The sequence below is a fragment of the Pseudomonas sp. HLS-6 TE3448 genome, assembly GCF_053629555.1.
This window is the reverse complement of sequence record NZ_JBRJIO010000001.1, coordinates 1,151,759-1,173,001: the sequence shown is the minus strand read 5'-3', so window position 1 is coordinate 1,173,001 and position 21,243 is coordinate 1,151,759. Positions and strand designations below refer to the sequence as shown.

18 protein-coding genes and 1 tRNA gene are annotated in these 21,243 nt (G+C 61.8%); 8 read left to right on the top strand and 11 right to left on the bottom strand.

What is annotated here, in order from left to right; translation table 11 throughout:
• Positions 1-18: 18 nt before the first annotated feature.
• Positions 19-321 carry a PqqD family peptide modification chaperone gene (locus AB7M23_RS05485; RefSeq protein ID WP_454240376.1) on the top strand — a complete coding sequence of 101 codons (303 nt, stop codon included), beginning with the start codon at positions 19-21 and terminating at the stop codon, positions 319-321.
• Between the two features lie 10 nt (positions 322-331).
• Positions 332-787, top strand: coding sequence for a lasso peptide biosynthesis B2 protein (locus AB7M23_RS05480; RefSeq protein WP_454240375.1), 456 nt, complete (start codon positions 332-334; stop codon positions 785-787).
• Here AB7M23_RS05480 and AB7M23_RS05475 read toward each other — a convergent pair.
• From AB7M23_RS05475 to AB7M23_RS05435, 9 genes are all read right to left on the bottom strand, one after another.
• Positions 781-2,634: an asparagine synthetase B family protein gene (locus tag AB7M23_RS05475; protein ID WP_454240374.1), complete on the bottom strand. Its 1,854-nt coding sequence runs from the start codon at positions 2,632-2,634 to the stop codon at positions 781-783. The genes AB7M23_RS05480 and AB7M23_RS05475 overlap by 7 nt on opposite strands.
• Complete coding sequence (locus AB7M23_RS05470) at positions 2,625-3,851, bottom strand: sugar-transfer associated ATP-grasp domain-containing protein (RefSeq protein ID WP_454240373.1); 1,227 nt, start codon at positions 3,849-3,851, stop codon at positions 2,625-2,627. The genes AB7M23_RS05475 and AB7M23_RS05470 overlap by 10 nt, the downstream gene beginning before the upstream one ends.
• Positions 3,844-4,632, bottom strand: a complete 789-nt coding sequence (locus tag AB7M23_RS05465; RefSeq protein WP_454240372.1) for a WecB/TagA/CpsF family glycosyltransferase — start codon at positions 4,630-4,632, stop codon at positions 3,844-3,846. The genes AB7M23_RS05470 and AB7M23_RS05465 overlap by 8 nt, the downstream gene beginning before the upstream one ends.
• On the bottom strand, positions 4,613-5,905 hold the full coding sequence (locus AB7M23_RS05460) for an O-antigen ligase family protein (protein WP_454240371.1): 1,293 nt from the start codon (positions 5,903-5,905) through the stop codon (positions 4,613-4,615). Before AB7M23_RS05460 ends, AB7M23_RS05465 begins: the two co-directional genes overlap by 20 nt.
• On the bottom strand, positions 5,902-6,903 hold the full coding sequence (locus AB7M23_RS05455) for a class I SAM-dependent methyltransferase (protein ID WP_454240370.1): 1,002 nt from the start codon (positions 6,901-6,903) through the stop codon (positions 5,902-5,904). Before AB7M23_RS05455 ends, AB7M23_RS05460 begins: the two co-directional genes overlap by 4 nt.
• On the bottom strand, positions 6,896-8,737 hold the full coding sequence (asnB, locus tag AB7M23_RS05450) for an asparagine synthase (glutamine-hydrolyzing) (protein WP_454240369.1): 1,842 nt from the start codon (positions 8,735-8,737) through the stop codon (positions 6,896-6,898). Before asnB ends, AB7M23_RS05455 begins: the two co-directional genes overlap by 8 nt.
• A 19-nt stretch (positions 8,738-8,756) precedes the next feature.
• Positions 8,757-10,031, bottom strand: coding sequence for a hypothetical protein (locus AB7M23_RS05445; RefSeq protein WP_454240368.1), 1,275 nt, complete (start codon positions 10,029-10,031; stop codon positions 8,757-8,759).
• 119 nt (positions 10,032-10,150) lie between these two features.
• The gene (locus AB7M23_RS05440; RefSeq protein ID WP_454240367.1) at positions 10,151-11,080 is read right to left on the bottom strand and encodes an NAD-dependent epimerase/dehydratase family protein; all 930 of its coding nucleotides are present in this window, start codon (positions 11,078-11,080) and stop codon (positions 10,151-10,153) included.
• Positions 11,077-12,297 (bottom strand): hypothetical protein, encoded by a 1,221-nt coding sequence (locus AB7M23_RS05435; RefSeq protein WP_454240366.1) that lies wholly within the window; start codon positions 12,295-12,297, stop codon positions 11,077-11,079. The genes AB7M23_RS05440 and AB7M23_RS05435 overlap by 4 nt, the downstream gene beginning before the upstream one ends.
• A 250-nt stretch (positions 12,298-12,547) precedes the next feature.
• Between AB7M23_RS05435 and AB7M23_RS05430 the strand changes: the two genes are divergently transcribed.
• Positions 12,548-13,507 carry a class I SAM-dependent methyltransferase gene (locus AB7M23_RS05430; protein WP_330522437.1) on the top strand — a complete coding sequence of 320 codons (960 nt, stop codon included), beginning with the start codon at positions 12,548-12,550 and terminating at the stop codon, positions 13,505-13,507.
• 81 nt (positions 13,508-13,588) lie between these two features.
• Here AB7M23_RS05430 and AB7M23_RS05425 read toward each other — a convergent pair whose 3' ends face one another.
• Entirely contained in the window at positions 13,589-14,659 is a 1,071-nt protein-coding gene (locus AB7M23_RS05425; RefSeq protein ID WP_454240365.1) for a nucleotidyltransferase family protein, read from the bottom strand.
• A gap of 194 nt (positions 14,660-14,853) precedes the next feature.
• On the opposite strand from AB7M23_RS05425, the gene AB7M23_RS05420 reads away from it, so the two are divergent.
• Genes AB7M23_RS05420 through cysC form a run of 5 tightly spaced genes read left to right on the top strand, consistent with a single transcriptional unit; the run spans position 14,854 to position 20,746 of the window.
• A complete protein-coding gene (locus tag AB7M23_RS05420; protein ID WP_454240364.1) occupies positions 14,854-16,149 on the top strand; it encodes a hypothetical protein in 1,296 nt (431 codons plus the stop codon).
• Positions 16,149-17,216, top strand: coding sequence for a glycosyltransferase (locus tag AB7M23_RS05415; RefSeq protein WP_454240363.1), 1,068 nt, complete (start codon positions 16,149-16,151; stop codon positions 17,214-17,216). The genes AB7M23_RS05420 and AB7M23_RS05415 overlap by 1 nt, the downstream gene beginning before the upstream one ends.
• Positions 17,213-18,988: an ATP-binding cassette domain-containing protein gene (locus tag AB7M23_RS05410; protein WP_454240362.1), complete on the top strand. Its 1,776-nt coding sequence runs from the start codon at positions 17,213-17,215 to the stop codon at positions 18,986-18,988. The genes AB7M23_RS05415 and AB7M23_RS05410 overlap by 4 nt, the downstream gene beginning before the upstream one ends.
• Positions 18,979-20,109, top strand: a complete 1,131-nt coding sequence (gene wecB, locus AB7M23_RS05405; protein WP_454240361.1) for a non-hydrolyzing UDP-N-acetylglucosamine 2-epimerase — start codon at positions 18,979-18,981, stop codon at positions 20,107-20,109. Before AB7M23_RS05410 ends, wecB begins: the two co-directional genes overlap by 10 nt.
• A gap of 55 nt (positions 20,110-20,164) precedes the next feature.
• Positions 20,165-20,746, top strand: coding sequence for an adenylyl-sulfate kinase (gene cysC / locus AB7M23_RS05400; protein ID WP_454240360.1), 582 nt, complete (start codon positions 20,165-20,167; stop codon positions 20,744-20,746).
• Between the two features lie 165 nt (positions 20,747-20,911).
• Here cysC and AB7M23_RS05395 read toward each other — a convergent pair.
• A tRNA-Arg gene (locus AB7M23_RS05395) sits at positions 20,912-20,988 on the bottom strand.
• Positions 20,989-21,243 lie beyond the last annotated feature (255 nt).

Here is a 21,243-nt window from a genome sequence, read left to right as displayed (position 1 = left end):
CATGGAGCAGAGAAGGTGATGATCGATACAAGGCTGCTTTCGGAGGGCGTGTTCCAGCGCACCGAAGGTTTGCTCGCTGCTGAGGCGGGTGAAGAGTTGTTGATGATGAGCGTTGATCTGGGCAAGTACTTCAACCTCAATGCGGTTGGCGCCAGGATCTGGGCGCTTCTGGAGAAGCCGCTGATGGTGGAGGCCATGCTTGCTACATTGCTTGCCGAATACGATGTCTCCCCTGAGGTGGCACGCCAGGAGCTGGAAACCTTTCTCGGCGCCTTGCATGAACGCGGTTTGGTCAAGGTCAGCGATGCGTTGGCTGGCTAAATACAGGCATATGTCCCGCGCCGACCGCTGGCTGACGCTGGAGGCTGCGGTATCGCTCCTGTGCGCGGCGAGCATGCTCAAGCTTTTACCGTTTCGTTGGGTCGCCAGAGGGGCCGGGGAGTTGTCAGGGCAAACGCAGCGGGCTGAAGTGTCGTCGCTGCCGCCCCTGCACCCTGCATTGCCAGGGCAGGTCGGGCGGGCTGTGGTGCGTGCTGCTCGGCACCTGCCATTGACGCTGCTATGCCTGCCCCAGGCCATTGCTGCCCAGCGCATGCTGCGTCGGCGTGGTATCGCCTCCACCCTGCATTTTGGTATGGCGCTCAGCACGGATGGCAGTCGCCGCATGTTGGCCCATGCCTGGCTGACTACAGGCGAGCAAGGGGTGATCGGCATACCCAGCAGCCAGGGTTTTAGCGAGCTGGCTCGTTTTTCCCAGGAAGCATCTGGCCCCCCACCTGTTCAGTGATGTTGCAGCAACCAGGCCATGGCGCGCAGCAGCGACATCGGCACAATGGCGCCTGCGCTGGCCATGCGCGTCCGGTTCTCGGCCAGCACAAGGTGTTTTGCATCCTCTACCGTGGGCAGGTGGTCGATGCGGCGCTGTATGGCCTGCAGGTCAAAAAGATCGCCCGCGAGGCGATGGGCGCGCAGTGCTTTCATCTGCGCTTGCAGCGCGTCGCGTTGCGCCGCCTGGATCATCAGTAGTTCAGGAAATGGGCTGAGTTTGTTACGCCGCCAACGAATTTTCTCGGGCAGTACATTGGCCATGGCATCGCGGAACAGGCGTCGTTTCCATCCGCCGCGACAAAACAACGCGCTGGGTAACGACCAGGCGAACTCGACGACCCGGCGGTCCAGTAGTGGAAACGTAAACGCGATGCCATAGCGCGCGCCCATTAACGCCCATTGTTCGGTCCTGCGTGCCAGGTGCGGGTGTGCCGCCAGCAGTTGCCAGCGATTGTCGACCGCATTGGCGCCGATCCTGATGCCTGGGCCGATGATGCGATGGTCGTCGAGCTTCAACATGTCATGCAGTTTGTACGGATGAGCCCCGGCAGTAAGCCGCTGGCGCAAGAAAGCGAGGGCGGCGCCCGGTATCAGGTAAGGCAACAATTCGGCGCGTATTGTTCGAAGTGGGGATTGGCCGTGTTCGTTGGCCAGCGCCCGAAACTCTCCGGCCAGGTAGCGCCATTGCCCGCCCAGTAACGCTTCTGCCAGCGCCCCACGACCGTTGTAGGTGGCCCCTTCGTCGCCACCCCAGCCCGACAGCAGGGTTGTTACACCGTGAGCGGCGGCATGTGCGCAGACCTGGTTATCCGGAAAAGCCGGGTCGCACGGTAACAATTGATCGACATCCATGCGTGGGAAGACAAACGCTGCTTGGTTGTCGATCCGGATCGGCTGCCAGGCGATGTCCGGCTCCTGACGCAATACGGCCTCGACGTAATCCCCTTCGCCTTGCAGGTCCAGCCCGGTCAGGGTGCCGGGCAGAAAGGAGTAGCCCAACAGTGGCTGGTTTGCCTGGCGTTGCAGGCGGGCCGCCAGGACTGCCAGTGACGAAGAATCCAGGCCACCGCTTATGTGAGCGCCTACCGGCCTTTCGGCAGGCAAGCGGCAACGCACCGCTTCGCGGACGAGCGTGGCCATTTCTTCGGCGGCCTCTTCCGGGCTGCAGGTACGCTGCCCGCCGAGGGTTGGCTCCAGTCGCCAGTGATGCTGGCGCTCGATGTGCAGCGGCGATACGCGTATCCGCTCGCCCGGTGCGAGCCGTTCGATGCCTCTGAAAAGCGAACGCTCCGGTCCGTGCAAGGCGCCGAGCAGGTCACTCAGGAAGTAGTCCTGATCAAGCTCTCGGGTGACGAAACCGCCAGCGTGGATGGCCCGGGGGAGTGAGCCGAAGGCGAACAGGTTGCCTGGCTGATGGGTGAAGAACAGCGGTCGTACCCCCATGCCATCGCGGGCGCAGGTCATGGTACGCGAACGTGCATCCCAGAGCGCCACGGCAAACTCTCCGAGTATGCCTTTCAGCGCTTCGGTGTGGGGGGCTTCCAGCGCTGCCAGTAGCTGCCTTTCGCCGTCGATCTGTGGTTCGTGTATACGGGCGTCGGCAGCCATCACTGCACCGCTTGCTGCGTGCGGCAACGAGGCTTCCCCCCCACTGAAATCCAGCACTGCCAGTGCGGCAGGCCCTTGCAGAAGGCGGGCGACACTCGGTATCAAGCCTGGCTCGATCATCGCACTCACCATGCGCTCCAGGCATGTGGCCTCGGCTGCTCGGCCATCCAGATGTACAAATCCGCAAATCAAGCGCATGGGTGGGCTTCCAGATGTTCCAGTGCGATGGAGGCAAAGGGCGTATCACCCAGCGCAGTGTCGTCGATCAATTGGTGAAACAAGCATCCCCAGCCGGCGTTGGTTTCGATCAGCACGGGACCGTCAGGCGTTACCGCGACATCCCAGCCCAGAAAGACGAAACGTTCAAACGCTTGGCGATGGGCGCGTTGCACCAGTTCCACACAGGCCTGCCAGTGAGGGATCGTAAGGTCGGTGATGGCCTTGCCCGTCAACGGATGATGCGTAACCACGTCGCCCTTGGCGGTGAGGCTGCGTGTGACCTTGCCGGTGCCTGCATTGATTGCACAGAGGATGGGGCGGCGTCTGCCATGGTGTTCATCGGTGAACAGCATCATCAGTTTTGCGACCACCTGCACCTCGCCCACCAGGGTGATGCCGGTGACGATGCGCAGCGTTACCAGCGGCCCGTGGGACACCTCTGCAAGCGTGGGATGGTTGTGCAACCAGGGTTGTACAATGCAATCGCGTTGTCGCCAGTGCTCCACCAGTGCAGTGGGCTGCAGGGTTTGGCCGGTGATGTCGCGGTAGCCTGTTGCTTCGCGAAGCCACTGTTGTGTGCCGCTACCCTGGCGGCCGTGTAGGTCCTTGACCCACAGCCTGGCCTGGTCTGGCAGAAACGGGGTGTGCGAAGGGTCTTGTCGCCCTTCGCGGAATACGGCGAGGGTGGGGATACAGGGCAGGGCATGGCGCTGGCAAATGTCGGCGAAGCGCGCCTTGTCCTGAACGTCCGAATGCGAGGCGCCGCGTCGCGTATTCAAGGTGCGTAGCAGGTTTGCCTCGCACCAGTAAAAGTAATCGCCGGCCAGGTGCTGGCGCGATTTATCGGCGAGTCGGTAGCTGTTGAATTCTACTGGCGGCACATTGTGCAGCATTGCCAGGCGCCACATCTGCCACCCCTGCCGAACGCTCTCCCAGGGGCTGCTCGGACGTATGTCCGCTGGTGCTTGGCGCAGGTTGCGTCGGGTTTCCAGCAGGGCACCGATGGGCCAGGCCAGGGTCATGAGGGCGCGCAAGGCCCAGCGCTGCAGCAACGGTCGATGGGCGAAGTATTCAGAACGTGCCACCGAACGAATGCGCCCCATGGGTGTGCGCGAGGAGCGCAGAACCATGAAGGGGAAGCCTCGTTTGCTCAGCCCGAACGCCCGGGCGGCTTTGACCAGGCGTGCCTTACGCATTGGTGCCCGACCCGGCGTGGCGCTGGAAGAGGCCTTTGAACTTGGCGACGATCAACAGAAACAGGTAGGCGACGTTGGTCCGTACATAGCGCCATAGCAAGCGACGGGGCTCCATGAGCAGCCGGAAAAACCACTCCATGCCAATGACTTGCATCCAGCGAGGGGCACGCGGCAGTGTGCCGGAAAGCACATCGAACGAGCCGCCGACCCCCATGCCGATCTTTACGCCAAGGTGCTGCCAGTGTTTTTGCAGTAGCAGCTCCTTCTTTGGGGAGCTCATGCCGATGAACAGCATGTCCGCACCGCTGGCACGAATCGCTTCGACCACATCGGCTTCTTCTTCGGCGCTGAAGTAACCATCACGCACCCCGACAATGCGCAGTTTCGGATAGCGGCCGAGTAAGCGCTGAGCAGTCAGTTGCACCACCTCCCTGCGAGCGCCCAGCAGATAGACAGAAGCCCCGGTTTCCGCTGCCAGGGCGCACAGATCACCCAACAGATCGATGCCTGCGCGGCGTGGCGGGACCGGTATGTCCAGAAGCTTGAGCCCGAGTGAAATGCCGGCACCGTCAATATGCACCCACTCGGCTTCGTTCAGCGCGCCCATCAGCAGCGGTGCGCGACGGGCGTCGACCAGCTTGGCAACATTCAGGCCCTCCAGGTGCAGGCGGCGCTCGCCGGCAAGGGAACGCTTCGCTTCCTCCATCAGATCGTGTGGGGCGATCAGGTCGAGGGGGCATCCGAGAAAGTCGATCCGACGGTTACCGGGCTGAGTATTCATAGCGCATCCCTGCTGCATGATGTTGTGTTTTGGGCAGGCTGCGCAGTGTGGCACCGCAGAGCAGCCAGAAAGCGCCGGTACCGGAGACTGCCAGTACGTGCTCGGAACTGATCAGGGTCGTGGCGACACCGAGCGACAGCCAGAAAACCGCCAGGGCCATGGGCTCGCGGTGCTGGCGATAGCCGCGCCACAAGGCCAGCGCGACGTTGGCATAGAAGTACAGGAAGAGCAGGGCGGCGGGCAGGCCCAATTGAAAGGCGATACTGAAGATGGCCCCTTCACCGCCACCGATGGCCGGGCGGCTCTCTTGTGCGGCGATTGCGCCTTGCTCACCTAACCCGGCTCCCAGCAGCAATACCTTGGGCAAGTCCTGAAGGTTTTTCTGCAAGGCCATCCAGTGACCGATGGTTGAACCGTCCTGAAATCGGATGCTGATGAGCACGATGCCGTATGACGCAATAGCGATAGCAATACAGGCACACCCCGCGATCACCAGGCGTGAATACCGGGAGCGGAACAAGGTCGTGCCGGTCATCAGGTAACCGACCAGCGCCAGGCTGCCCGCGAGCATGGCGCCTCGGGTCCCGGACATCCAGATACCGATGAACATCAGGCCGCACAAGGCAAGGCCGAACCAGCGCGCGCGCCGCTCCAACCAAGCGATTGCGGTCAGCGCGACGACGGCGAGGAACATTCCCTGGGCCAAAGGCGAGGCCAGCAGGCCTGCGGCCCGGCGATCCAACTCGAGGTTGGAGTAGAAATTCCAGGGCAGCCCGGTGTCCGGTTGAGCCCCCAGCAGCAAGCCTTTGACATGCAGCATGTAGCTCGGATACGCGAGCGTCTCGGTCCAGAAATGGGTGTTTCGTTGTTCCCAGGCGCCGAACAGGGTACTGGCGATGCCCAGTGCTACCAGCAGGGTGGCACAACTGCGCAGTTGCTGGCGTTCCCGGACGCAGTAATAGCCCGCCAGAAAGAACAGCATGGGTATCAGCAGGGTGCCGAATGAGCCGACCAGGATGCCAAAGGAGACGCCGCCGCGATTGAACAGCAGGTACAGCATTGCCAGGCTGCCATAGGCCAGTATTGGCAGCAGCAGGCGCGTCGGCATGCGTACGCTGAGCAGGCAGCAGCCCGCGAGGACGATGACCAGCAGGTCGCGCAGATTGCGCAGCACGCCCGCGCCAGGCCACGCGCCGCCATCATACAGCCAGGCACTGCCAAGGTCGCCCAAGTGGACCCAAAGTATGATGATCACCAGCGCCACGAACCTCATCGGCGCAGCTCCTGACGCTGCCGGGCACGATGTTGGCGCCAGCGCTGCAGCTCGCCGAGCGCGCCAGCTCCGAGCAGGCTCAGGGCCGCACGCTTGAGCATGGCCTTCAGGCGGTCTTTGAAGCCCCAGTCAACCCGTTCAATCCATTGATCAATGGTATTGACGCTTGCCTTGGCAGCGGGCGCCATGGGGGATTGCACGAGGCGTTCCGGGCGTTTTGCTTCAAGCCACAGCGTGCCGGGCAATGCCGTCAGTGGATGAGCGCCGCAGTAGGTGACCTGCAGACCGGCTGCTTCGGCGAGGCGTTGCAGGTTGTCGGCGCAGAAGTAACTCAAGTGAGCTGGGTGCACGAACAGGCGCGTCTGCCAGTCGCTCATCAGGTCCGGCACCTCTATCCATAGCTGTCCGCCTACTCGGAGCGTGCGTGCGGCCTGTTCCAGGAAACCCCGAGGGTCGATCAGGTGTTCCAGGACATGGAACGCTACCAGCGCGTCCAGGTGCTCTGCTGGGAGGGCGGTCAGGTCGTTGATGAACGCGACCTGCGCGTGCGCCAGCAAGGCGCCGCGGTGCGAGGTGTCCGGCTCGCTGGCCGTCAGTTGCAGGTCTGGGCGCAGCATTGAGGCCTCGCCGAGAAAAGCACCGAAGCCCGAACCCATTTCAAAAAGATGCGCCTTCTGTGGCAGCTTCGGCGCAATCAGCGACAGACGCAGGCGGGCAGTTTCCCGGTCGCCGCGCCAGGCAAAGAAGCGCGTGGTGCTGTGCCAGGGTACTTCCGCCGGAAACAGGCGGCGGTAGGCGCCTTCATAGAACCGCGACAGGCCGGCGTCGGTAAAGCCCGGCGCCAGATAAACCGCCGCACAATGTCCGCAACGCCTCAGTTGCTGGCCTGATCGGGCATAGATTTCCGGCCAGAAATGCCGCTGTGCCTCGGTGCTGCCGCACAGGCGACACTGGCCGCAGTCCGCTGCCAACCCCCAGTCCACGCTGTGCTCACGCATGGAACCTCCGATACCAGAGCGCTACTGACAGTGCCAGCCACAACGTGCTGTGCTGACGGGGCTGGGCGAGCTGGGCGCGGAGCCCATCCACGTCGATGAATGCCGCCAGCCCGGAGGGCAGGTCATCGAGCAACTCGCGCCACGGCAAACGACCGACGAGAAACTGTTCGGCATGACCGAAACCGGTGTTCTTCGGCGTTTCGATGATGGCCTCGGGCAGCAGCCCTTTGAAGGCGTCCCGGAGCAGCGCCTTGGAGCGCCCTTCACCCACCCGCGTCAATGCCGGGGTGGCAAAGGCGCGTTGCACCAGGCGATGGTCCATGAATGGGCTGCGCAGTTCGATACCCGCGCTCATGCTGTTGCGGTCGGCAATCCGCAGGCTCATGGGCAGCAGGTTATCGAGTTCATCCTGGCGCAGCCGGGTTTCCAGATTGCTGCGCATGCGTTCTTGCAGGTATTCCAGGCGATGCCGCTGCGACGCCCAGAGTGCCTCGCTCATCAGGCCGACGCTGGGTCTTTTGCGCCGCAGCAATGCCCCCACCGCAGGCAGTGGCAGGTCCCAGACCAGGCGATTCAAGAGCAGGCCGGGCGCGAAAGTGCGGTACCTGAGCAGGCGAATCATATGCAGCAGTTTGCCCGCCTTGAACGCATCCCTCGTCGCCAGGGCGTGGTAACGCGCGGTGTACCCGCCGAACAGCTCGTCGGCGCCTTCCCCGGATAACACGACTTTGTAGCCTTGTTCGCGGATGGCACGGTAGGTTCTGAAGCCGGCAATCGCCGACGGCGTGCTGAACGGCTCGCCCTGGACGCTGACCAGGTTCATTAGCTCATCGGCTGAGGGGATGGGGTTAAAGCGCAGTATTCGATGCAAGGCCGCATGACCACTGTCGCCCATGAACGCTGTGGCTCTGGCCGACTCATCGAACGCCGACTGCACAGCGTCGTGATAGCCGTAGGTAAAGGCGCCCGACAGCCGCTGTCGGTGTTGCTGGCTGGCGCCAAGCGCGACATGCGTGATGATGGAGCTGTCCAGCCCGCCGGACAGCAGGCTGGCCACGGGGACGTCTGCCTGCAGGCGCAGGCGAATTGCATCTTCCACCAGCTCGCGCACTTCAGTGCTCGACAGCGGTTCTGCGCTACCGGGCTCGGGCCAGTCATGATAAGGGGCGGCACTGAAACGCCCGGCTCGGCTCATGCGGCAGACCTGTCCGGGCGGCACGGCCTGAACGCCGCTAAAGAACGTGGCGTTGCCTTGCTCGGAAAAACCGGTGACCAGGAAATCGAACAGTTTCTCTGGGTTAGGGGCTGGGTACCCGCCACGCATTGCGGCAATTGCGCTGATTTCGCTGGCCAGCGTTACGCTGTGCCCATCGTGATGCAGGTACAGCGGTTTCACGCCGAGCCGGTCGCGGCAATAGATCAGATCGCCGCTGGGTGCATCCCATAGCACCGCCGCCCACATGCCATTGCAGCGAGCAAACACACCCTCACCCCAGAGGCGCCAGCCCTGTAGCAGCACCTCGGTGTCGCCGTCTGTGACGAACAGGCAGCCCAGTGCGCGAAGCTCTTCGCGCAGCTCGACAAAGTTGTAGATCGCACCATTGAACACCAGCACCGTACCGCTGATCGGGCAGCGCATAGGCTGTTCGGCAGCGCTGCTGGTATCGAGGATGGCCAGTCGGCGATGGCCGAGCAGGGTCGCGGGCGCCTGCTCTACGGTGAGTAGCCCTTCTGCATCCGGACCACGTCGGGCCAGGCTCGCCAGTGCCGATCTGGCCCTTTGTTCCAGGCCGGCGGAGGCGTGGAGCGCGCGTACTGCAATCAAACCGCACATGGCAGCTGCTCCGGTGTGTTCATGGGTGAGCGCCTGCGCGGCGGGCGGGCAAATAGCAGGGTGCCTGCCGCAGCAGTCCGATCAGGATTGGCAGCAACAGCACCGTGCCGATCGTCATCGCCCAATCGGTTGCGTCAGCAACACACGCGAGCAACGACAGGGCTAGGGTCGTCAGCCCAGCGAGCCCGAAGCGCAGCCTGAGCAGTTTGAGCTGCCAGACCAATATCGCGAGTACGCCTGCCATGCGGGCCCACAGAAGGTAACCGGCGTCGCCTGCCCATGCGGCGCCGATCTGCAGCAGTGCGCTGCCGGTCATGCCGATCACCAGCAACCTCATCAAGCGACCCTCCAGGCGAGCGCTGATGAGCAGTGTGGCGAGAACCCCACTCGATGCCGAGAGCCCCCAAGCGAATATCACGATTGCTGCCAGCCCCAGCCATGGGCGTTGCCCAGTAAACAACGCCAGGTCCTTTATCAGCAGGCCCGCCAGCAAAACTGTTGCTGTGCCCCACAGCAACAGTGAGGCCACAGTCAGAATCCGCACCTGTCCGGGTGCCGTGTTGGCAGTGGGCAGCAGGAGCCGTGCAAGCTGGGCCTGTATCCCTGAAAGGCCACTGAGCACGTGGTTCAAGATCAGGAAAAACGGCAGGAAAGTCGGTGCCAGCGGCGCCAGCAGAAACGGTGTGAGCCGATCATGCAGGGTGCCGCATATGCCGATCAGCGAGAGATGGACAGCGGCGCCTATCTGACCTTTGCCCACCAAAGGCAGCCAGAGCTTGAGTTGGCGGCTGAAGATCACATTGACGAGTGCCTGCACCAGATAGCCAAGGCTGACCGATAGCCCGGCGGTGGCCGCCATCGACTGCGCGAGCGTGTCCTCTAATAGATACCAGAAGAGCAGCGCGGCGGGCCATGCGACTTGTGTGACCAGCAGACCGGCCAAGCGCCGCCCTTCGGCGATCATCGGCGACGAATAATTGAACAGCGCGAGCAGGCAGGCTGGCGCGGCCCAGAGCAGGTACTCCTGGCTGGCACCTTCACTCCCCCATAACTGCCAGCCGAGTGTGCTGGCGGCCAGCAGCATGGCGGTAGCGGCCAACCGATGCCCCAAGGCATATCGCCAGGTGTGTTGCCAGTTGGACGAACTGCCGACTTCGCGCAGGAACAGTGACGAGTAGCCGAGGTCCGCCAGGAAAATCAGCGTAACCAGCAGCAGGTGGGCGAGTCCAGTTTCACCGTATTGCGAAGGGCCCAACAGGTACAGCAGGCGTAACTGGAACAGGAAATTGGCCACTTGGCCCAGCGCGTACGTCGAGGCCGCGAAGAGCAACGGCTGGCTGATCGACCCTGCCTTGGGGTGTCGAACGTGTTTGCCAGGCGTCGGTTGGGCAGGCTCTTGAGAGGCGCCTGGATTCACTGCGCACTGTCCGGAAACACGACCCTTCGCAAGGCTTCATCGAAGCGCAAACGTGGCTGCCAGCCAAGCAGTTCCAGCGTGCGGCCGGGATCACCGAGTTGGCTGGGACGGTCGACTCGGCGCTTGCGCGCCGGGTCAACTTCCACCGCTACCGGCATGCCGAGAATCTGGCCCAGTTGCCGAACCAATTGCTCTACGGAGTGCTCCACGCCAGAACACAGGTTCAGGGTATCGAACGGAACATCGTGGCGAGGGTCGAGCAGCATGGCGATCAGGCCGCGAGCGATGTCGTCAGCGTGCAGGTAGTCGCGCCTTGGGGTCAGGTTCCCCAGGCGCACGCGCCCATCGCTTGCACTGCGCAGTTGTGCCAGCACCTCGGGAATCAGGTGCCCATTGGGATCGTCATGGCCAATGGCGTTGAAGATCCTGGCTGCTCGGCCCACGCGTTGGCCGCGGCTGGCCCAGAACTTCAACTGTTGTTCGTTGCTGTACTTGGACAGGGCATAGTTGTCGCAGGGCGCCAGCGGGCTGGTGAGTTCTGCCAGCGGGGCCTCCTGCCAGGCATAGACGGCGCCGCTTGACGCGATCACGATGCGCCTGATGTCTGCCTGCTCTGCAGCAGCCAGTAATCGCTCGGTACCGACGACGTTGACGTCAAGGCAGTGGGCGCGTTGGGTTTCGCAGGTGGGAATGTGATGCACCGCTGCCAGGTGGATGATGGCATCTGGACGAAACGCGTCCAGCAGGGCTGTCAGTGTTTCGCTGTTGCACAGATCGCCGCACACCGCCAGGGTGGCTTCCTCCGGCATCGGCAGGCCGCTCGACAGGTTGTCCAGCACCGCAACTTCGCCGCCAGCCTCGCGCCATTGTCGGGTAACGCGACGCCCCAGCATACCGGCTCCGCCGGTGACCAACAGGCGCATCATGGGCGCACCTCGACGATCAGCCTGCGCCGCAGGGGGCGTGGCAACCAGGTCAGGATCTCACGATCCCGGTGCAACAGGGCATGGATCGCCAGCAACAGCGACAGGCCTGCAAACAGCACCCCGAAGACGATCAGACCGACCACGATGGGGTTGCGTGCCGTTACCAGCGTACTGGAAAGCGCCGAGCGGGTCTTGATGCCGATGGCCTGCTGCCGGGCCTCGGCCAACGCCAGCTTGAGGCTCATGTCCTGGACTGCTTCCTGAGCAACAGCGGGCAGTTGCGGGTTGTCGGCGAGCAGTTTGCTCCGGTTCTCGCGTAACCTGTCGATGATCTCCTCCCCGGAGGAGACGCTGCGGACGGTCTGGTCCATGCCCGTCAGCAATTGTGTTGTCCAGTCGAGCTTTTCCAGCTCACGACGGAGCTTGCGCGATTTGGCTTGCAGCTCGGAAACGGTCGCTTCCAGCGCCACGATCTGCGGCAATGGTGCGAGGTACTTGCCGCCACCGTCGCTCACCGACACGACGGTGTTGGCCTCCATGTGTCGCAGTTCGGGGTAACGCTCCAACAGTCGGCGCATATCTTCGATACGTTGGCGGTACTGCTCGATGTCGAAGTCTGTTTGCAGCAAGTCGAGGTGCAACTGCGGGCGCCGGGCAAGTGCCTGCTGGCCTTCACGGATCAGGCCTATCAGGCTGTTGGCCAGCAAGGCTTCGCGCACATGTCGGGTTAGCAGCTCAAAGGTACGGCTGGCCTGCGCGTCATCGCGCGCCTGTACTGACAGGCTCAGGCCCAGGCCTCGGGTCTTCTGGAGTTCGGCGACCGGTACGTCGCGCAGATCGTCTCTGTTCAGTGCCGAACGGTAGAGTACCGTACGGGCCCAATACGCCGGGTTTAGCGCCATTCGCTTGAGTCGAGGAGGTGTTGATCCGCCATCCGCATCGCTAAAAGACTTCGCCACCCAGCGTTCGTCCCACAGGAACGACTGAGTTTGTCGCCATTCTTCAAGCGAAATATCGGGAACTTCAACTAAGGCCGTTACGTTATACAGGGGACGTTGGGCAACCCACCACGCTGCGCACAACGACAGGACCAACGCTGGTAGCAACAGTAACCGGCCGAAGCGTTGGTAGAAGCGCAATACACGCAGGAACAATTCGCCGAGTGAAGTTTCGTCATCCTGAGGCCGCTGCGGGCCCTGTGCTGCTGTCGAGTACATGCATCCAACCTGAAGGGAACGCTGATGGCCTCCTGCCGTCCGTCCGCTATCCGGTCGAACACCCATGCTGTCGAGGTGCTGTGAATTTGCCATAGCCTGCAGGTTGTTGCAATTGGCCAGCATTTACGCCTGCATTTAGTTAATCGAGACCGCTTTTTCAGGCCTTCGCAGGTGCTTCTGGATAGGGTACTTGCGCGACATGGCCTCTTCGGGCACGGTTTCGTTCTTTAATCTTCACGGATGGATATCAATGCCGGTGCCTCGAGCCTTTTCCCTGCTCACCGATCTGCGCACGCTTGACCAGCGCCTGGTGACGCTGTCTTGCCCGTCCTGTGGGTTAAATGATCCGCATCCGGTCTGGCGCCGTGATCGTTATTTTTTGCGAGTGAATCTGTCGGTATGCCGTGGTTGTGGCCTTGTGTACTTGGCGCGCGGGCTGCAGGGGGACGTTCAGGCGTCGTTCTATGAACAGGTCTATCCGCGTCTGATGGCCCAGCCACCTTCGGACAAGATGCTCTGGAACTATCGCCTTATGGCAGGCTATCGGCACAGTGAGATTACTTCGGTCATCGGTGCCGTTGAGTCGGTGCTGGATGTGGGGGCCGGCCTTGGGTTTTTCCTCGCGGCGTGTCGCAGCAATGGCTGTGAGCAGTACTTGGGCCTGGAGCCTGGCGGACCGCAGCGCGATCATGCGGTACACACGCTGGGGTTGGGAGACAAGGTTCGCGCGCAAGGGCTGAATGCAAGCACTCGGTTGCCGTTCAAGCCGCAACTGATCACCTTGTTTCATGTCCTTGAGCACCTGGAAGAGCCTGGCAAGGCGCTTCAATGGTTAGCCGGGCTCATTGATCCGCAAGGGTGGCTGGTCATTGAAGTACCCGATATGGGGGCCAATTGGCCTGGGCTGGGCTTGTGGCAAATTCATGTTTCCCACCGTAGCTATTTTTGTGCGCAAACCCTTGAAGCACTGCTGCGCAATAATGGTTTCTCGGTGCATCGCATCTGCCGTGAGGCTCATGGCATTTATGAAGGCAACTTGCGGGTCTATGCCAGGCCTGGTGCTCAGGCAGTTACCTCTGCGCCGTTAACCCCGCAACGACTGACCGAACTGACCGCGCATATTCACAGGCAGATTCGGCCCTTGAGTCTTCGCAATGGCTATCCGCGTGCGGCCGTGCGCCTTGGCAGGTTGTCACTGAAAGGCCGTTGAGCCTGGCCCCGTGTCTTGCACTGGCTCAGAGAGGCGTTCGTGCAATGGCTGATGGCGCCGCACGGCCATTGGGGCGGCTATTCAACGAAACCGTCTAGCGAGTCGGTAAAGGCGGATTAAGGGATAGAGAAAGGACAGGGCCGGTGGAAGCGTCATCCAGTTACTGTCCTTGTCGGTCGGGCTCAGCCAGCCACTCAATGCATGCAAGCGCCCGCTCAGGCTGTCCTGCAGGGCAATGTCCATGGACACCCGTTTCAAGGGGCCAAGGCGTTGAGCCACTTCATCGTCGGACAGTGATTCACGAATCGCCTCCAGCGCCAGCGCGGCCATGATGTGGCTGGCCCGACAAGGGCGGCGCACCCGCTGGAGTGGAGCGGCTACTGGCGTGCCGAACAATGTGTCGAGCAGCGTGAGGCAGGTATCCAGCATTGCGCAGGTGCCCGTTCGCTGAATCTCGCGGGCAACGCGTTGCATGTCCAGATCGGGTCGTTGCAGCAGGGCGTGAATATCCATCAGCCAGATCAGCCTGCGAAAGCAATGCTGGTTTGCATGCGCGATGAGGTAAGGCAGGGCATGGATGGGGGCGAGGCTGGCCACCTGGGTACCTTGCAGGTCAACCTCCTGAGCCATCCCCTGGGTGTCCGCGATCAAGTGTCGGTGGCGCAGCAGCCGACGGTGCAATTCGACACGCGGGCGACGTTCCCGGTGCAGCAGGACCAACTCGTGGGTGCCTCTGGCAAGTGGCAGGCGCTGCCCTGGCGCAGGCGTGTACCCCTGCTGTTGCAATACCTCAAGCGCTGCCGGCCACTGCTCCTCGCTGAGCAGGATGTCCAGGTCTACGCCACCACGTGTGCTGAGCGCGCCGTGAGCCTGAACGGCCAGTGCCGGGCCCTTTAGCGCCAGCGGCTGCAAGCCGCGTGCGGTCATTGCCGGGATCAGGTTCTGGAGCGTCGCACCCAGTTGCAGGGCTCGCAATGCTATGCGTCGCTGTTCCTGGGTGAGTGCCGTTGAGTGCGTCTGGTCGAGGGCTTCGACGCGCGTGCGATCGAGCAGGCCTGCAACACCATGGTGTCGTACAAAAGCGTTGAGTGCCTGTCCGTCCACCTCTGCGACGGGCTGGCCGAAGCCCATCAACCAGAGGGTGGCGCGCAACAGTGCGTCGTCGGGCGGTACATTTTGGAGGTGAGTGCGAGGTATCTCGCTGCTTGCAGCAGGGGAACGATGAGTGGGCATGATTGGTGTGGATATCCATCCTTGGTGGGGGCGCGGCCCATTTCCAATGGGAGGTTGGCAACTCAATCAAGCATCTGTAGCGTAGTGCCATCAACGAATAGGGATATTACCCGATGAAGTCGTCGGTTTGGCGGGGATCTTTCTCGGAGCACCTCACCGCGTTGCGTCAGCACTTTGGCGATGAAGCGGTAGATGTACGTCACGAGCTGTTCTACCTCGCTGCAGGAAAAACGTCCTTGGCGGCGGGGCTGCGAGCCTTCGGCGCTTTACTGCGCGATGCCTGGCTATTGTTGCTGCGCGCAGGCCCTGGTTTGCCGGTTTCCGCAGGGCGACAGGCGATTCTGCTGACCACGCTTCATGGCGCCAGTGGCTGGGGTACGCTGGAGCGTAGCCTGCCAGCGCTTGCATCGGCTGGGTATGAGCGGCTGATACTGGCTCACCCACGGTTATCCGCCAAGGCTTTCCCATCGAATCTGCAGGTTGCGCGCCCCGCGCGTGCTGGCGTAGCCGATCTGTTATCTAGCTTGCGTGTTCTCGTCGGCACCCTGTTGTTGCGGCGCCCGCTGTTACTGGCCTGCTGCCTGGCCCGGCGTCGGTTGTGGCAGGGCAGTCTCAGGCGGACGCTGGCCAATAGCCGCGGCGTGCTGTTGCTGCACAATGACTTCGACCTGATGAGCCGGGCGGCGATCAACAAAGGCCTGCCTGCCATTTGTTTGCAGCACGGCGTGCCTACCGATGAATTTTTCCCCACGCGTGCGGACTGGTACCTGATCTGGGGAGGTACCAGCCGTCAGGCGTTCGATGCAGTCGACAGCCGGTCCAGCCGTCTTGTCGAGGACGCACTGGGCCGTGGCCAGGTACCGCTACGTGTGCTTGAGGCGCCAGACGGGCTTGCCTTGCTGTCGCAAACTCATGCGTACGTGCTGGGGGACCGAATTGATAACGCGTTGCGCGAGTTTGCCGATGCCCTCTTGAAACGTGCCCCGCAGGCGAGGATCCTCCTGCATCCATTGGAACGCGAGCCTTATACGGGGCCCGCGGCGCTGGCGACCCGGCATCCTCCGCACCCGGAATTGCAGCCCGGTGCGTGTGCGCCTCGCCTGGTCATGGGCTATTGCTCCACGGCCATGCTGGATGCGGCGTTGGCAGGGCATTGGGTGGTCGCGCTGCAACTCCCGCTCGAAGGTAATCATGCGGCCCGCAGCGTACTGGCCGCCCCATTGCGTGCCGATACGGCCGAGCAGGCCGTGGCTGTTTATAGGCGCTTGCGCGAGGATGCCGAGTTTCGTCGCGAGGCGGCCGAGGCGCAGGCCCAGTGGTTGCGCGCCAGTTTTTCCAGCCAGTCCGGAGGGCTCACAGGGTTGCTTGAACGAATCGACCAGCCGTCGTCTGCGGCGTGTACGCAGTGATGCGCGTACTCCATGTCAGTAAGGAATTCCAGCCGTTGTCCAGCGGTGTGGCGCGCCACATCCAGGGGCTCGTCCAGGCAATGCAGGAAAATACCGAGATTGAACTGCGCATTCTGGCCCCGACAATTGATGCGGGCGCTGCCCCCTGTCGCGTGCAGCAAGGGGGGTACAGGCACTTGTGGGCGGCGGTTGGTGCCAGTGACCTGGTGCATGTCCACGGTGCGCGCACCCCGTTCGCTGCGTCTGCCGCGTTTCTGGCGTGGCTACGCGGTGTGCCGGTGGTCTACACGCCGCACTGTTACTACGACACGGGGACGCCCTGGCGCCGAGCGCTCAAGACGCTCTGGGACTTCACGGTAGAGCGGGCCTTGGTGCGCGCTGCCGGTGTGGTGGTGCTATTGCATGAAGGCTGGGTCGCCGATCTGGCCCGACGCGGGCTGCATCCGGCCAGGGTGATGATCGTACCCAACTGTATCGAGGGGCGGCGTCAGGCCGCCTCGGCTGGCGTCAACCGCCTGGAGGGCGCACCTGCGTTGTTGTCTGTTGGGCGGCTTGACCCGGTCAAGCGCCTGGACGACGTAATTGCCGCGTTGGCCACGCCACCGCTCGCGCAAGCGGTGCTGCATATCATCGGTCGAGGCGAGGACCGCGCCCGGCTCGAAGCCTTGGTCATGCAGTTGGGCCTTGCCTCACGCGTGCGTTTCCATGGCTGGCAGGATGATGCTGTCAGTGAACAGATGATGGCAGGCTGCGATGCGATGGTCCTGGCCTCGGAGCGCGAAGGCATGCCTACCGTGGTATTGGAGGCGCTGCTGGCCGGGGTGCCGATTGCCTGCTCGGATATCGAGGGCTGCCGCTCCATCACCGACGCGGTTGGGTGGGGCGAGGTGTTCGCGGTTGGCGATATTGCTGCTTTGAGCGAATGCCTTTCTCGCACGGCCCGCAGCGCTGTGCCGGATACCGTCATTGAGGCGGTCAAGGAGGGTTTTACCTGGCAACGCAAGGCGCCCGAGCTGGCCGCCTACTACGCCCGCCTGGTCACGCCGCGTCGCGCGGTGAGCTCATGAGCATCAACAAGCCTGTGGCGTTGTTGCAGATTCCATCACGTGCCCTGGGCTTTGTCAGGCAGTGTGGCGCAAGCAGGGCAAGCCTTGCTTCGATGCTGTTGCTGCTGCTGGGCAAGGCGAGCATTGACGCGTTATCCGCCCTGCTGTTGGCAGGCGTCCTGGCCCTCATGCTTCCTGTGGGCCGACCTATGGGGGGCTGGTATGCACAGGTAGAAGCCTTCTCGTATGGTCCATTGCACGGTGTGTTGTCGCCAATGCTGTTGCTGGTGGCGATCCTGGTGCTGTGCAAGGGTATTTTGACGCCGCTGCTGTTGTGGCTGCGTGGCTGGTTGATCGACCAATGGACGCTGCTGGTGTCCATGAGTGTCCTAGAGCGAGAGCTGGCGCCGGGTGTTCGGCAACGGCAGGAAACCCATGCGCAGAGCAGCAATGTTGCGGTCAATTTTGTGGTGCCGAGGATCGTGATGGGGGCCATTCTGCCGAGCCTCGACCTGCTGACGGAAGGTTTGCTGATTGGTGTCCTGCTGAGTGTATTGGTGGTGCTGGAGCCTGTTGCCACGTCGATGATGGTTGTGGCCTTGCTGGTTGCGCTCTGCATTGGCAACGTCGTGTCACGCCTACTGATGGGCGCTCGCGGCGACCTGAAATTCAGGCATCAGACCTTGATGCAGCGCTGGGTGACCGACAGTGTCGCCTGCCTGCGGGAGATTCGGCTCTACCAGCGAGTGCCTGCGGTTCTCGCCCGGTATCGCCCGGTCGCCAGGCATTTCTCCAGAGAGAGTGCCCGTGAGCGGACATTCATGGACATCCAGTCGCCGGTTATGGAGCTGTTTTTCCTGCTGGTCCTTGGCAGTGCTGTATTGGTGGCCAGCGAGGTTTCCGGGCAGGCGGACTTCCATTTGCTAGCACTGTTTTCGGCTGTGGGGCTGCGTTTGATTCTTGGCTTTCGACGTATCACGAGCATTTTGCAAACCTTGAGGTTCGTTCGTCCTGCCTTGGCGCAACTGACCGCCGCAGCGCCGCGTGCAGCCAATGAGGCGCTCATCGCACCGTGTGAGGATGAATCAGAAAAGCAATTGCTGCTCTGTGAGTCGTTGCGGTACCGCTATCCCGGTGCTGGCCAAGACGTTATCTGTGGCTTGAACCTCTGCCTGCGCAAGGGAGAGTGGACAGGGCTGGTCGGTGAGTCCGGGGTCGGGAAGTCGACGCTGGTTGACCTGCTGATTGGCGCGTTACAGCCCCTCCAGGGCCGTATCCAGTGGTTCTGTGCAGGGCGCCCGCACGCGGGCATTGGCTATGCCGGTGCATCAACGACGCTGATCCCCGGGACGTTGCGTGATAATGTCAGTTTTCTGGGCGAGTACTGCACTGACCAGCAATTAGTGGAAGCGCTTCACATCGCGGATATCGGGTCGTTGCTCGAACGCCTGCCGGAAGGGCTGGATACACCGGTGGAGGTTTTCGAACAGCGGATTTCCAGTGGTGAGCGGCAGCGCATCGGTCTGGCGCGCGCGTTGCTTCACGCTCAGTCGTTGCTGATCCTTGATGAGGCAACGGCGTCCTTGGATCAATCGACTGAAAGTCGTTTTTTAGAGGGGCTGCGCGCTGCGCGGCCAGGCCTGGCGGTGTTGCTGATCACTCATCGCTTGACGGTCTTGCGCTACACCGACCGCAGCCTGCTGATGGTCAATGGCGCCCTGGATGAGTTCATTCCCGATCCACACATGATTCAGGCTACAGGACAGTTGGGGCATAAGGATAAATGCATATAGCATTCGTATTGGGCACTCGCCCCGAGATCATCAAGCTGTCTTCGTTGATATCTGCCTGTATCCGTGATGGTGTGCGATACACCTTGATCCACACCAATCAGCATTATGCCGCGGCCATGGATCGTCTGTTCTTTGAAGAGCTTGGTTTGCCTCGTGCGCATTTCAACCTGGGCGTGGGCTCTGGCCCGGCAGGCTTGCAACTGGCCCGGATGATGATGGGCATCGAGCCGGTGTTGCAGGAAGTGAAGCCTGATTGTGTCATTGTCCAAGGGGACACCAACAGTGCATTGGCAGGTGGGCTTGCCGCCAGCAAGGCCTGTATTCCGGTCGGTCACGTGGAGGCCGGGTTGCGCAGTTTCGACCGGAGTATGCCGGAGGAAACCAACCGGGTGCTGCTGGATCACCTGTCCAGCTTCTGGTTCTGCCCATCGCCCCTGCAGGTTGAGCTGCTGGCCAGAGAGGGTATTGAGGGCCCGAATGTGCTCATTACCGGTAACACGGGTAATGACGCGACGCTGCTTCATGCGCGTGCGGCTGCCGAACGATCCGTCATCCATGAGCGGCTGGGTTTGCAGCACGACAACTACCTGTTGTTGACCTGTCATCGACCTTCCAACACCGACGACCCTGCGCATTTTTCGCAGTTGATGCAGGCGGTGCAGTGCCTGGCTGAAGAGCAACAGCGGCAGGTGGTGTTTCCCGTCCACCCGCGGCTCGACCAGCGGCACTGGAAGGTGCTGCAGGGTACGTCGCGTATCCGCACCATTGATCCGGTGGGTTACCTGGACATGCTGGCCTTGCTGCAAGGCGCAGCCTTGGTCTTGACCGACAGCGGCGGGTTGCAGGAAGAGGCGTGCGTACTGCAGCGACGCTGCCTGATACTTCGCCCCAACACTGAGCGCCCGGAAAGCCTGGAAACCGGTGGCGCCCGCCTGGTTTCCCATGTGGGTGCCAACAGCCTGGTCGAGGCGGCACAAGCACTGTTCAAGACGCAGGTGACCTGGAAGAACCCGTTTGGTGATGGCAATGCCCATCGACAGATTCTTGATGCCTTGATGAGCCAGCTCAATGTTGAGGCGGTGCTGCGCCCCGGGGCACTACCTCGGCCGGTCGTGTCTTGAGCGCCATCGTCAATCCATGGTTCAACCGTATCGTTCCACCAAAGCTGAGTCGAACATGACCAACGAAAGTGATGAGTCCAGTGGGAATGGATTTGCATTGTTACTGACCGGCCTGTCAGGCGCGGGAAAGTCGAGTATTGCCAGGCATCTGGTTGAGTACCTGCAGCAAGAGGCAAAGCGCCGGGTTACATTGCTGGACGGTGATGAAGTGCGTAAGCACCTTTGTGCCGGGTTGGGATTCTCAAGAGAAGACCGCATGACCAACGTCCAGCGTTTAGCGTATGTCGCGTCTGAAGTGGTTAAGCACGAGGGGATAGCGGTGTGCGCCGTCATCGCGCCCTATGCGCAGAGCAGGATTGCAATGCGTGAAATGGTTCAGCGATATGGGCGTTTTTACGAGGTTTACGTCAATACGCCTATTGGCGTCTGCGAATCCCGTGATGTCAAAGGGCTCTACGCAAAGGCAAGGTCGGGCGAAATCCAACTGTTTACCGGCATAACAGACCCGTACGAAGCTCCCGTGCAACCCGATCTGGAAATTGATGCGAGTGTCGGATCGCCCTTGGCGTCGGCTCATCAGATCATTGATTTTCTGGCGCACATCAGCAAGGACCGACAACTTTTGTCCAGACGCTGAATGTCTGTGTCCTGTCGGTTGTCCACAGCGAACGGCGTTGTCAGTTGGCTGGGCAGCGGCAGGCGTCAGCGTACTTGTCGAACAGTGGGGGTGATGAAGGTTGGGCGGTGATGCTTGCCCTGGCGGCGCAAGGCCGACCCTTTGGAGCCAAAGGGTAAGGAAAGATGGCGCACTCGGCGGGATTCGAACCCACGACCCCTGCCTTCGGAGGGCAGTACTCTATCCAGCTGAGCTACGAGTGCAACGCGGGCGCCATGATACCCATCTCACCTGTCGGCGTCCATCGTCAGAATCTGTAGTCGATTTCGCACACTGAAGGGGCTATAAGTGACGTTGATCCGAAAAAAGGTTCTTTGAGCAGCTTTTTGTTCTTTTTTTCGAACAGCCTATTGTCCTTTAACCCCTTTAATCCTAGGATTCGTTTGAGATTTCAAACGCTCTTGCGTGGTGCCTGATCCTGCGACGGTGGTTTCGTGGGCTGGCCCGGTGTGTGAATT

Coding starts and splice junctions, on each gene's coding strand:
- AB7M23_RS05485 (WP_454240376.1), top strand. CDS start 19: ATGATCGATACAAGGCTGCTTTCGGAGGGCGTGTTCCAGCGCACCGAA.
- AB7M23_RS05480 (WP_454240375.1), top strand. CDS start 332: ATGTCCCGCGCCGACCGCTGGCTGACGCTGGAGGCTGCGGTATCGCTC.
- AB7M23_RS05475 (WP_454240374.1), bottom strand. CDS start 2,634: ATGCGCTTGATTTGCGGATTTGTACATCTGGATGGCCGAGCAGCCGAG.
- AB7M23_RS05470 (WP_454240373.1), bottom strand. CDS start 3,851: ATGCGTAAGGCACGCCTGGTCAAAGCCGCCCGGGCGTTCGGGCTGAGC.
- AB7M23_RS05465 (WP_454240372.1), bottom strand. CDS start 4,632: ATGAATACTCAGCCCGGTAACCGTCGGATCGACTTTCTCGGATGCCCC.
- AB7M23_RS05460 (WP_454240371.1), bottom strand. CDS start 5,905: ATGAGGTTCGTGGCGCTGGTGATCATCATACTTTGGGTCCACTTGGGC.
- AB7M23_RS05455 (WP_454240370.1), bottom strand. CDS start 6,903: ATGCGTGAGCACAGCGTGGACTGGGGGTTGGCAGCGGACTGCGGCCAG.
- asnB (WP_454240369.1), bottom strand. CDS start 8,737: ATGTGCGGTTTGATTGCAGTACGCGCGCTCCACGCCTCCGCCGGCCTG.
- AB7M23_RS05440 (WP_454240367.1), bottom strand. CDS start 11,080: ATGATGCGCCTGTTGGTCACCGGCGGAGCCGGTATGCTGGGGCGTCGC.
- AB7M23_RS05435 (WP_454240366.1), bottom strand. CDS start 12,297: ATGTACTCGACAGCAGCACAGGGCCCGCAGCGGCCTCAGGATGACGAA.
- AB7M23_RS05430 (WP_330522437.1), top strand. CDS start 12,548: ATGCCGGTGCCTCGAGCCTTTTCCCTGCTCACCGATCTGCGCACGCTT.
- AB7M23_RS05420 (WP_454240364.1), top strand. CDS start 14,854: ATGAAGTCGTCGGTTTGGCGGGGATCTTTCTCGGAGCACCTCACCGCG.
- AB7M23_RS05415 (WP_454240363.1), top strand. CDS start 16,149: ATGCGCGTACTCCATGTCAGTAAGGAATTCCAGCCGTTGTCCAGCGGT.
- AB7M23_RS05410 (WP_454240362.1), top strand. CDS start 17,213: ATGAGCATCAACAAGCCTGTGGCGTTGTTGCAGATTCCATCACGTGCC.
- wecB (WP_454240361.1), top strand. CDS start 18,979: ATGCATATAGCATTCGTATTGGGCACTCGCCCCGAGATCATCAAGCTG.
- cysC (WP_454240360.1), top strand. CDS start 20,165: ATGACCAACGAAAGTGATGAGTCCAGTGGGAATGGATTTGCATTGTTA.